Genomic DNA, 10,749 nt, shown 5'->3' on the forward strand with positions numbered 1-10,749 from the left:
ACAAGTTGCGTTATTAAGTCCATTGTTAGAAGCCTTTACCCTGCACATTTAAAAAAATTAAACCATTTTGATAAAACCATGGTAATCCGTCACCTGAATAGGGGGACAAACCAACCGCTACTTTTGTGGTTAATGGTTATTCGAACCGTTCACCAAGTTGGCTAAACCTAGCATCGGCACAATCCATTCCGACCCAGGCACCGTCAGGTGGCCGCCGTCCTTATAAATAGAAATCCCATTCGCCAGCAAAGTTTGACAGCGTCCATTGCTACAGATAATGTCATCAAACCAAACGACATCTACATTGGTGCGGTTGCGTACCTCATTTAGTCCATCGATAATTCCACGTTGGTACGTGCGATACTCTTCAGTCTGAAAATTACAATCGGATCGTCCCATAACGATTAATCCCGCATTTTTTCGCTCCCAACACTCCCCAATATTGAAACCGGCTTTGGGCGGTGGTGCAATCAAGATAGGACGTTTGCCGTTGTCCTTCAGTCGATTTATCGTCGTTATCATTTGTTCTACGGCAATTGACCTGTCTCCGGTCATTTTTTTGCCGTCGTAGAATAGTGTCAGTTCACCATAATTCAAATAACCCGAGTAGGGTGAACCCATGATGACATATTTGATGGAGTTACTATTTATAATAAAGTTAACAGCGTTTTCATTAAATTCCAAACACCCTTTTGCCCAAGTTTCGTTATAATTCGAATCTATAGATGCAACCCCCAAGATGGGCGCGCAAGCTGCTTTCGTAATCTGAATTATTGAATTACCTATTTCTTTTTGCTGCTTAAGACCTGGAATTAAATGCATGGTGTAACTATCGCCCCAGGCAGCATAAACCGGATGCTCCGTGGTTTTGCATTCATCTTGATTGATAAAGACTTTTCCTTCAGCGCAAAACTGCTTAAGCCCATAATTTGGCATATTCAGATAATCGAAATTTACTGAATCATTTAAACCTCTGATAACCGTTGCCGATATTGGAGCAATAACCACAACGAGAGATGCCGCTACAAGCCACTTAAATGTTTTAACTTTATTTGCATGCCAGCCATATCGAAAGCGTTGCTCGATATATTCATATTGCAAATATGCCAATAAAATAGACACGAACACTAATAAAAACTTAACATTTTCCGGAGTTTCGCCTAAATAAGCATTTCTTGCCAATGCAAAAATAGGCCAATGAATCAAATAAAGCGAATACGACCAGTCTCCAATTTTTTCAACCGTTTTAGTTAGCCTGTTTTGAGGAAGCCACCCACTGTTTCCCGCTATCATGACTGCGGTAGCGAAGACTACCAAAATCGCATTTTCTCTAGGATGAACGGTATCCATCGGAAATACGCATAAATAACACACCAAAATAAAAGCCAAATACTTGGCAACATTTGGAGCTCTAAAATTGGCGATATTGATAACAAACCAAGCTAACGCCGAGCCTACTAACAACTCCCAAGCGCGAGTAGGTAACAGAAAGAATGCGGCCGTTTGCGAGTCTATCGTTGGGAATCTCCAATAGGTAAAAGGATAACTAACGAACCCAATACAGATTAATAGGCTAAACAAAATACCAATAGCAAGTGCGGGTAAATGCCATCGAGGCCGAATCAAATAAAGTACCAGCGGTATGCATAAATAATATTGCTCTTCAACAGATAAAGACCAAGCATGGAGCAGGGGCTTACCTTCCGCAGTGGTTTCAAAATAACCGGTTTGAAAAGGCAAGACGATGTTGGCCGTAAACGTAACAGTGCCAATCAACTGTTTGATAAAGTCATCCCACTGCGCATCAGTAAGTATTTTAAAACCGAGAACTGTCGAAAAAATTAATGTGCAATAAGCTGCCGGCAAGAGCCGCTTGGCCCTTCTAGAATAGAACTGAACAAAATAAAATCGATTGTCGTAAATATCTCTTAGTATGATAGAAGTTATTAGGTAACCGGAAATAACAAAAAATACATCTACTCCTAAATATCCGCCCGAAAAGGGAATGATTTCGGCGTGATAAATCAGGACTGCAAGTATTGCAATACCTCGAAGAAACTGAATATCTGGACGCATCGCGGTGTGTTTCATGTCTACCGTGCCTTATATAAACAATGTTTTCGATGAAATTTCAGTCAATTTAGCTGGATAAGTCACGGTTCGCGATAGTGTTACGCACAATTGGCTTCGGGACGCCACATAACCGTTATCGTGGCGACATAATCTCCAATGTTAATCACGGAAACCAGACAATCGCGCTGTGATTCCGACAAGAGTTGGGGCTAAAATTTGGTGACAAACAAAGCGCCCCCCCCTGTTTACCCCTGCAAAGCATCCAACTCATCCCAGCGCCGATAAGCCTCGGCCAATTGGTCTTCGGCGGCTTTCAGCTCTGCCAATGTTGCCGCGACGGCTTCCTGGGACTGCTTGTAAAACTCGGTGCTTCCGATTTTCGCGGTCAAATCGGCTTGCAGGGTTTCCAATTGTTCGATGCATTCCGGCAGTTGCTCCAGTTCGCGTTGATCCTTAAAGCTGAGTTTTTTGGGCGCGGCCGTTTTCGGTTTGTCTTTTTTGGCCGCTTGTTCGGCTATTTTGACGGCGTCGGCTTCGGCTTTTTTGGTTTGCTCCGACAGAGCCAACCAGTCGGCGTAGCCGCCGATGTACTCACCAACCCTACCTTCGCCTTCGAATACCAGCACGCTGGTAACGACGTTATCCAGAAACTCGCGGTCATGGCTGACCAACAATAAAGTGCCTTGATAATCGACCAGTTTTTCCTCCAGGATTTCCAGGGTTTCCAGATCCAGATCGTTGGTCGGTTCGTCCATCACGATCAGATTGGCGGGCTTGGTGAACAAACGCGCCAGCAGCAAGCGATTTTTCTCGCCGCCGGACAAACTTTTGACCGGCGAACGGGCACGAGCCGGCGCAAACAAGAAGTCGGCCAGATAGCTCATCACGTGCCGCCGGCCGCCGGGCAGATCGATGAACTCGCCGCCGTCCAACACACTGTCGGCCACCGTGATGTCGGGGTCGAGCTGCTCGCGCAATTGATCGAAATAGGCAATTTGCAGATTGGTGCCCAATTCGATAGTACCGCTGGTCGGTTGCAACTGGCCCAGCAGTAGCTTCAGCAAGGTGGATTTGCCGGCGCCGTTATTGCCGATCAAACCAATCTTGTCGCCGCGATCGATGCGGATCGAGAAATCACGGACGATGGTTTTGTCGCCGTAACTGAAATTGACATCGACCGCCTCGACCACTTTCTTGCCGGAGATGTCGCCCTTGTTCAGGCTGAGTTTGGCGGTGCCTTGGGTATTGCGGCGTTCGGCCCGTTCGGCTCGCAGTTTTTTCAGCGCCCGCACTCGGCCTTCATTGCGGGTACGGCGGGCCTTGATGCCTTGTCTGATCCAGACCTCTTCCTTGGCCAATTTCTTATCGAATTCGGCATTTTGGTTGGCTTCGTCTTCCAGCGCCGCCGCCTTGCGGGTTAAATAATCCTGATAATTACCAGCCCAAGAAGTCAATTGGCCTCTATCCAGATCGACGATGCGGGTCGCCAGTTTTTGCAAAAAGGCCCGATCGTGAGTGACGAACAACACCGCGCCTTGAAATGCCAGGATTTGCTCTTCCAGCCAACTGATGCTTTCAAAATCCAGATGGTTAGTCGGCTCGTCCAGCAGCAACACTTCCGGATCGATCACCAAGGCTCGCGCCAAGGCTACCCGCCGTTTCCAACCGCCGGACAAACTGCCGACCTTGATGTCGGCCGGCAGCTGTAATTTGCTCAACACTGCCTCGACTCGGGTCTGAAACGCCCAGCCGTTGCCGGCTTCCAGTTTATGCTGCACATCGCCCAAGGCTTGCAGCGATTGTTCGCTGCCGTCCATGTGGGTCAGCAACTCGTGATAGCGGGCGATCAGATGCCCCAAGTCCCCCAGGCCGCCGGCCACCGCCTCATAAATCGTGTCGTTTTCATCCAGATTGGGCGATTGCTCCAGCCAGGCCAGACGCAACTCCGGCTGTCTCCAGATTTCGCCGTGATCGGCATGAATGTCGCCGGCGATGATTTTCATCAAGGTGGACTTGCCCTCGCCGTTGCGGCCCAGCAGGCCCACCCTTTCACCGGCATCGAGTTGAAAATCGGCGTTATCGAGCAAGGCATGAGTGCCGAAGGCGATGGAAACATTAGTTAAGCGGATTAAAGGCATCTGTTTTGTAGTCTGCGTCTGAGTAAGTCCAGGCTCAACAAAGCGGCCTGGTTTTGTTTGGTTTGAGCGGCTCCGGCCAAAGTCTGTTGGCTTTGATAGCTGCCGGTGCCGGTTTGCAGACAATTATAAAGGACTATGCGGCCGTCCTTGCGCCGATAATCGTCTTGCGAACCGACATAAAGCTGTACCAGCGCCAAATCGGTGTTTTGTCGCTGTTTTAATTGGGTTGCCAGAGTTTGAGCGATGGCGGACGGATCGTCTCCGGCGTCGATCTGTAATTGCTGGATGGCATCGGCCATATCCTTGGCGATATAAGCTGTTTCCAGCCAGTCCCGGCCCTGGCATTTGGCCGCCAGCAAGCCGCCGCTGGCCGTTTCCAGCACAGCCAGGCGATAGTTTTTTGCACTGACCAGCCTATCGGTCACGGCCAATAAATCACCGCCCGCCCGGCCTTCCAGACCATCAATGCCGAACACGTAATCGCCGATCAGCTCCTGCGCTTGCCTGGCACAGGCAGCCATTTCGATTGGATCAAAGCCAGCCGGAAACAACAACTTGGTTTGTACTTCATCGACGGCCGCTCGAAAACCCAGCCGCACCCCTTCCGGCAGTTGCAAATCGTCCAGGGATTGCTGGATAGCCGATTCGCCGATGCCGATGCTGCGCAATGTCACCAATTTGCCGGGCTGCAAACTAAAACGCGCCGGCAGTTGTTCGCGCACGCTGCCGAACATGGTTTTCATTTCCGACGGCACGCCGGGCAAAAACACGAACCAGCAGCGTTGGATTAACATTGCAAACCCCGGCGCGGTGCCGCCCGGATTATCGATACGCACGGATTGATCCGGGAAATAAGCTTGTTTGCGATTGATCGCCGGCATCGGCCGTTGCCGCTTGGCGAAATAGGCTTCGATCCGCTCCATGGCATCCGCGTCGAATGTCAGCGGCTGGCCGGCTGCGATAGCGGCAGCCTCGGCGGTCAAGTCGTCGATGGTCGGCCCCAAGCCGCCGCTGCAAATGCAACAATCGGCGCGAACGGCGATTTCCGCTATCAAGCCCACCAGATCGTCGAGCCGGTCGCCGACCGCCGTATGCCGGCTGACCGTAAACCCCAAGTCGGTCAACTGCCCGGACAACCAGGCCGCGTTGCTGTCGACGATCTGCCCGCTGACCACCTCGTCGCCCTGGGAAAAAATTTCCGCGATGATTTTCATAAAACGCCAAACCAGAATGGCAGGCTCAACAAACTCAGCGCGGTAGTCACGGTCACGGCCGTTGCATACAAGGAACTATCCAGGCGGTAGCGATCGCACAACACCACGCCCAGCACCATGCTGGGCATGGCCAGATCCATCACGGCCGCCGCTTTAAATTGGCCTTGCAATTGCACCGCATCGGCAAGATGCAGCGCCAGCCATGGCAACAATAACAGTTTCAGCACAATCACCGGCACGATGTAAGGCAGATTACGGAACCGGATCGCCCGCCAACTCAAGGCCAATCCCAGCGAAAAAATCATCAGCGGCGCCACCGCCGCCGAGAGTTTTTGCAGTAAACCCGCCAGCCAGACCGGTGCCGGAATATGGTTCAGATTTAGCAGCACCGCCAGAAAAGCCGCCCAAAACGGCGGCGCGTTAAAAAAACCCAACCAGGATTTGGGCTTTTCTTCCTGGTCGACGCCATAATAACGAGCCAGCGCGATGCCGACGGTAAACACCATCGGCGCCGCGGCAAACAAATCGATCTGTATCACCACCGACCGCGCCCAGCCGCCAAACGCTTGTTCCAACACCGGCAAGCCCAGATAAGTCACATTGGGGAATGCCGCCGCCAATATCACGGCACCGGTCTGCGAATTCTTGAAGCGTAGCAACTTGGCCAGCAGCCAGCTGAAGAGAATGCCCAATGCAATGGTGGCACATCCCAGCGCGCTATATTGCAAGGATTGCCAGCCGATGTCGGCTTTCCACAGCACATCCAGCACCATGGCCGGCAGAAAAAAGTAGTACACCACGCTGGTCAAAGCCAGCCGGGTCTGATCGGCGGACAGACCTTGCAGCGAAAACAAGCGCCAACCGGCTCCGCACAACATCAGCACGGTCATCTGAATTAGAGTGGTATTCATTTAATTGGCGAAATGCGGTTGATTGGGTAGACGGAATTATACGTTGAGTCGGGTTGGCAACGGATGGTTTTGATGCCGGATTGGCTAGTGGCGACTCGAATAGGGATGCCGAGCGCAATGACTTATCGCTTCGAGCCTATATCGCCCAGTCTAAAGCGCTAGAGACAACGCTGCGCAACATAGGCAAACCAATTACATCCGCATCCTTAACTACTGCCGAAAACCTCCGGTTTGCTATATGATGCCGTCATCAATTAACGAACCATGGGGGCATTATGGATAAGCTACGGGCATTGGGTCTTGGGTCGGAACATCAGGATCAGCATGGCATCAGGCAGCAACTGCATCTCTATATCAACCTGAAGCTGGCGTCCTGCGGCCAACCGACTTGCATCGACACCGAATCCGCCGTGTTCATGGATACCGCGCAGGATTTGCTGAACAGTTATCTGGAAAAAAACCGCCAACTAGCCAGTTCCTCGTTGTACCCGGCCGACCGCAGGATTCAAAATTTCCTGGACCGCTATCTGGCCGATCTGGGCTTGGCAAAAATCCCCACCCTGCCCACCATGACTTTCGAATTGGACAGACACGGCGTCGCCCGCGAGCTGTCACTACCGCTGGGCGCCAACGAGTTCCGTTCCGAAATCGTTTCCAGCTTCCGCGTCAAACAAGGTGTACTGCATAATCCGGCCAGCGACCGGCGCACCACCGAAGGCTCGTTTCATATTGCCGATGGCGGGCTACCGGTACCCGGCGACAAAAAGCAGGTTCCCAAACTGACCTTCGCCAAAATGCTGGAGCAGGCCCTGAAGCCGCCGGCCGACATGATGATCGTGCCGTTTACCGCCAATCAACCGCAACCGGCCCGGATGTTTGCCTCCCTGTTGTTACGGCCTATCGTCTGCCCGGAAATCCCCGGCATCGAAGCCGAAAAATCCATGGAAATCCGTTTTTTTGCACCCGGCAATCTGGTCAGCAACCTGGATTTCGTCGAGAGTATTTTCGGCAACGGCGGCAACCCGGCCCTGCCGGAATGCGACGCCGCTCTGGATGTCGATCACTGGAGCGGCCATAGCGGCTGCGTGATCTTGGCCCCGCATCTGACCAAACTGACAAAAGTCGAGGTAGGCCTGCCGCACTGGAACGATGCGAGCGAACGGCAACGGGCGGACGGCATGTGCTGGCAACAGGAGGACGAACTCTACAATAACGGCCAGGCCTTTAAACTCTGCGCCCGCGATGCGTCGGGCGTGATCATCACGTTGCTGGCCGACAATTATTACGGTTATTGTAAAAAAGAAGTCAAAACCCAAATCAGCTACGCCGCCAACTTGTTCGGTCTGGCCGAAGAGGAACACGCCGGCGGTGCCCTGGCCTTTAGACGCTTCAATCACGGCGACGAATTCGGCGTCGGCAGCCTGACCCGCGAACCCGGCTACGATTTCGACGAAATGGCCTATCACTACGGCCAAATCATGACCGTACAGCCTGAAGGCTACGCTATCGACAACCGTTTTCCGGAAATCGTCTATGTCCCGCAAGACTTGCGGATGAATCTGAACACCCAGAAAATCACCTGGGTCAAAAACGGCCAAAGCCACGGCATCCGCTTGCAACCGGGCAAAATCTATATTCAGCCCAACGGCTATAAAATCGAAATGTGCAAACATCCGGGCGCGCCCTCCTGGCGCCTGGTCGGCACGATGGCCGAAGGCACGTTTTGCCATAAACCTTGCACGGTTTCCGGCGGCGGCAAATCGGAGATTTCCAAGTCGATCGAGGATGCGGTGATTTATGGCCCGCTGTTTGTCGACGATTTGCAACGCGACCTGGATCGGGTGCAAGCCATTTTCGACAAAGACTATACCGACCGTTTCCTGACCCAGCATACCACCGGCACAAGCCGCACCTTGTTGAGCGCCGAACGCAGCCTGGGATCGGTGATCAAGCTGCTGACCCCTTCACCGACTTACAAGCCCGAATTCAACCAATGGCTCAAATCGATTCCGCCCAACATCCTGGCCTTGGTGTTCTTGATCAAACGGTTTTACCGTAGCGAATGGGGCGACCAATGGCGCGACCACTTATCGGTCGACATCATTGACGGCGCGCCGGGGCATGAGCTCAAGCTACATCATCGCAAAATCGTCGCCACCTATTTACGGGTGGGCTTCGATCTGGACGGCGGCTGGCGCACGTTTAAAGTGCGCCAGGATTATCTGGCCTGCGAGAAGGTACAGATGGAAGACGACATTACCGCCTCGGTGGTGGTACCTGCCGCCGCGATAAGGCCTTGGCTGGCCGACAACAGCCATCCGCACAGCGTCAAACTGGTCAGCAACTGCGAATACCGCCTGTTTCAACGGCCCGATGACGCCATCATCCCCGGTTACGACAAACAAACCGAAGCCAACATGGCCGCGCCCGGCAATTTCATGGCCAACTTCGAACCCTTGGACCACGAAAAACTGTCCGACATCGTCGAGGATGTGCTGACGTTTTCCAAGTTCAGCCAACCGATGCATCAGTTGCTGGACCGGGCTTATCGGCAAGGTGAACCTTATGTCGTGTCCTCGGCCCATCCGCGCCTGGTAAACGGCAAACCGTCGAAAAACCCGCGTTACCTGGAAACACGCGTCGACATGGTCAAACCCTTGCGCAAATATGTAGCCGAAATCGGCGCGCGCTTGCATCGAAAAATTCCGTTAAACGATCCGCTGTGCCATCCGGTCGACGCCGTGCTGACCGGCCGCCGCAACAACCCGCCCGACGGCAAAATCCGGGCGCTGGCGGTCTACAATCCAATCCATTATCAGGAGCTGCCGGAACTGTTCATGGACTTTGTCTGCTCATTGACCGGTAAATCGCCTTCGACCACCGGCGCCGGCAGCGAAGGCGCGCTGACCAAGGGACCGTTCAACGCCCTGCGTCCGACCGCCGACCTCAACAACGCCTTGGTATCGTTTATCCTGACCGGTTATCCCGGTTTTTCCAGCTCGGCGGGTTACATCGGCCCCGACATTCGTATCGATCACGATGTCAGCCTGCTGATTCCGGAAATCTGGGCGCGTTTATCTCCTCAAGAACGCCAGCCGGAATTCCTGTTGAAACAAGGCTATCTGGAACCTTTGGCCGACTTTGAACATAACGGCGAAATCGTGTTGGCCAGCCGTCTGGGCTACCGCATCACCAGCCATTTTGTACATGGTTTGATGGGAAAAATCTTCGACAATCCCTATGCGGTGTTTACCGACGAAATTTTGCAGCCGGAGCGGCAAAACCTGGATGTGTTCGTCGACGGCGTCAATAACATCGTCGAAACCCAACAACGGGTAGCCCAACAATATTTGGACGACGGCAGCATAAACGATGCCTGTCCACCGCTGTATGCACTGCTGCATATCATGGCCCAGGGCCATTATCGGGGCATGGACGCGCACCATACTGAAATTCGGGCCATGTTCACCCGCGATTACCTGCTGAGTTCCGATTGGTACCGCGAGCGGCTCGCCATCAAACAACAGCGCGACCTAGCCTTGTGGCAACAGCATCTGGATTATTTGGACAGCCTGTTGCAAGACAGCCGCCATACCACCCGTATCGCCAATATGGACCTACAAAAACGCCGGCAACAAGCCATGCACAAACTGAACAAATTGAAAACGGACGACTATTTAGAATCCTTGGCCGGCACGCTGGGCGCCGATCCGCTGGGACCCTATCAGTCCGTGCGGCAATAAAGATGATGGTAATTGGAACTAACCGCTAAAATGAAAATCACCAGTATGTTGATAGGTTTCTCTGCTCTGCGTGGCGCCGGCGAAGGAACTCCGTGCCGCTTTTCGACTTTCACGCCAACTTTTTAATCAACCCCGCGAGGCTGGATCATGGCTATCGATATTCAAGGTGACAAGAAGTTTGAAGTGGGTCATCCCCGCCTAGACCACGACCATCATATTTTTCTGGATTTGATCAGAAATGTCTCGCAAGCCTCCGAGCGGCAAGAGCCGAAAGAATGGTGCATGCGCTTGCTAAGGGAAGTGAAAAAATTCGCCGACTTTCACTTCTTCAGCGAAGAGAACATCATGCTCAGAACCGGTTATCCCGATTACGCCGAACACCAGCAAAAGCATGTGGAACTGTTAGTCCGACTCGAAGACCGCATGGATGCCTATGCCAGCGACCGCATCAATCTGGATGCGGTGGTGGTATTCATGTTCGACTGGTTTGCCATGCATACTACCCAATCCGATAAAAAGCTGGGCAAATACCTGGAAAAGGAAATGTCCTAGTTTTTTGTCAACTATCCGCGAGCGCATCATATCCGCCGAAAAGCGGGTATCCAAGATCATGGATGGGCAAGCTTAGAGGTCATCCGGCAATCCTGGACCGCAATACCAACATAACTTC

At 52.5% G+C, this 10,749-nt stretch carries 6 protein-coding genes; 2 read left to right on the forward strand and 4 right to left on the reverse strand.

Annotated elements, in window-relative coordinates; genetic code table 11:
• Positions 1-129: 129 nt before the first annotated feature.
• The 4 genes from IVG45_RS13400 to IVG45_RS13415 all read right to left on the reverse strand — a co-directional run bounded on the left by IVG45_RS13400 (position 130) and on the right by IVG45_RS13415 (position 6,336).
• A complete protein-coding gene (locus IVG45_RS13400; RefSeq protein ID WP_196434310.1) occupies positions 130-2,091 on the reverse strand; it encodes an acyltransferase family protein in 1,962 nt (653 codons plus the stop codon).
• A gap of 227 nt (positions 2,092-2,318) precedes the next feature.
• Positions 2,319-4,211, reverse strand: coding sequence for an ATP-binding cassette domain-containing protein (locus IVG45_RS13405; protein WP_196434311.1), 1,893 nt, complete (start codon positions 4,209-4,211; stop codon positions 2,319-2,321).
• Entirely contained in the window at positions 4,202-5,425 is a 1,224-nt protein-coding gene (locus tag IVG45_RS13410; protein WP_196434312.1) for a competence/damage-inducible protein A, read from the reverse strand. The genes IVG45_RS13405 and IVG45_RS13410 overlap by 10 nt, the downstream gene beginning before the upstream one ends.
• Complete coding sequence (locus IVG45_RS13415; protein ID WP_196434313.1) at positions 5,422-6,336, reverse strand: AEC family transporter; 915 nt, start codon at positions 6,334-6,336, stop codon at positions 5,422-5,424. The genes IVG45_RS13410 and IVG45_RS13415 overlap by 4 nt, the downstream gene beginning before the upstream one ends.
• Positions 6,337-6,611: 275 nt before the next feature.
• On the opposite strand from IVG45_RS13415, the gene IVG45_RS13420 reads away from it, so the two are divergent.
• The gene (locus tag IVG45_RS13420) at positions 6,612-10,079 is read left to right on the forward strand and encodes a hypothetical protein (protein ID WP_196434314.1); all 3,468 of its coding nucleotides are present in this window, start codon (positions 6,612-6,614) and stop codon (positions 10,077-10,079) included.
• 147 nt (positions 10,080-10,226) lie between these two features.
• Positions 10,227-10,631, forward strand: coding sequence for a bacteriohemerythrin (locus tag IVG45_RS13425; RefSeq protein ID WP_196434315.1), 405 nt, complete (start codon positions 10,227-10,229; stop codon positions 10,629-10,631).
• The last annotated feature ends 118 nt before the right edge of the window (positions 10,632-10,749 follow it).

The organism is Methylomonas sp. LL1, assembly GCF_015711015.1.
In the GTDB taxonomy this organism is placed as follows: Bacteria; Pseudomonadota; Gammaproteobacteria; order Methylococcales; family Methylomonadaceae; genus Methylomonas.

What these genes read in the sequence shown, in the direction of transcription:
- IVG45_RS13425 (WP_196434315.1), top strand. Translation starts at nt 10,227, where the DNA reads ATGGCTATCGATATTCAAGGTGACAAGAAGTTTGAAGTGGGTCATCCC.
- IVG45_RS13415 (WP_196434313.1), bottom strand. Translation starts at nt 6,336, where the DNA reads ATGAATACCACTCTAATTCAGATGACCGTGCTGATGTTGTGCGGAGCC.
- IVG45_RS13400 (WP_196434310.1), bottom strand. Translation starts at nt 2,091, where the DNA reads ATGAAACACACCGCGATGCGTCCAGATATTCAGTTTCTTCGAGGTATT.
- IVG45_RS13405 (WP_196434311.1), bottom strand. Translation starts at nt 4,211, where the DNA reads ATGCCTTTAATCCGCTTAACTAATGTTTCCATCGCCTTCGGCACTCAT.
- IVG45_RS13420 (WP_196434314.1), top strand. Translation starts at nt 6,612, where the DNA reads ATGGATAAGCTACGGGCATTGGGTCTTGGGTCGGAACATCAGGATCAG.
- IVG45_RS13410 (WP_196434312.1), bottom strand. Translation starts at nt 5,425, where the DNA reads ATGAAAATCATCGCGGAAATTTTTTCCCAGGGCGACGAGGTGGTCAGC.